2 protein-coding genes are annotated in these 1,057 nt (G+C 39.7%); both read left to right on the forward strand.

Features of this window, described 5'->3' with window-relative positions:
• Positions 1-202 precede the first annotated feature (202 nt).
• Positions 203-469: a hypothetical protein gene (locus tag AAY47_RS18640; RefSeq protein ID WP_047771794.1), complete on the forward strand. Its 267-nt coding sequence runs from the start codon at positions 203-205 to the stop codon at positions 467-469.
• 219 nt (positions 470-688) lie between these two features.
• A partial coding sequence (locus tag AAY47_RS18645) for a hypothetical protein (RefSeq protein ID WP_047771795.1) occupies positions 689-1,057 on the forward strand: 369 nt, incomplete at its 3' end.

Consider the following 1,057-nt stretch of genomic DNA (forward strand, 5'->3'; position numbering starts at 1 on the left):
ATTAACGAATTGCGTGCTATGTTGAAACGCGACCGCCAATCAGCCATTCGTTTTCGTGATGATGATTGGTTGCGTAAACATTGCATTCAACGGGCGTTATTCAAGCGGGCTACCATTCGCGAACTTACGGCTAGCCATGGTTGTTAACTAATTACAGCTCATTTCCGAGTGGGCTGTGGTGAGTTGATAATTGGGGGATAATATGTCTAATAGCAACAAAACATTAGATACTCTGAGTATTAGAGTATCCATTTTATCGAATAAAGCGTTTTTGGGTAAATTGAGACAGATTAAAGGGACTAACAATGTAAGTATCATGTCAGGAGGTAAGCGGGATATTACTAATCTGGTATTGGATACTGCATCACTAATTGTTAGTAATAATAACAAATCAAACGTACCAACAATAGTTAAAGTTGGTGAAACTGAATATCAGTTAGAGTTAATTGAATTAGTGGAAGAAAAATAACAGCCTCGCCAATGCGGGGCTTTTTATTACCTGAATATAGGAAAATAATAATGGAGAGATACTTAGTTAAATGCTACGTAAAAGAAGATAATGGTAAATATAACCTCCGTGAGGAGGCTACATTCGATAGCATGAAAGAAGTTAGAGAATATATAAAAACAGAGCAACTGTGTGAATTATATGACAGTGTTGAGGTTGAGCGAGTAAGGGGTAATAACCATGCCTAAACATATACACGCCGATTTAATATCTGAGTACGCAAGGTTGTCTCATATTACTGATAAGCCGTGGGAGTATTTCCAGTACAGATTTGCAGATGGACATGATTGGTTGGATGCCACCTTCGCCATTGCTTTTCATCACAACACTTCTTTTAGATTAAAACCCCGTACTATCAAGATCGGGGATATCGAAGTTCCAGAGCCAGTGAGGGAGGCGTTGATGGATGGAGCTGATTACTATTACCCTAATATCAGTTACGGCTGTTTTAACTGTAATTATCGCACCTGGAGTGGGAGCATATGTGACAAAGATATATTATCCAGCGGTCTAATCCACCTCGACCGCGAATCCGCCGAACTGCACGCC

The organism is Xenorhabdus griffiniae (assembly GCF_001028135.1).
Lineage (GTDB): Bacteria > Pseudomonadota > Gammaproteobacteria > Enterobacterales > Enterobacteriaceae > Xenorhabdus > Xenorhabdus bakwenae.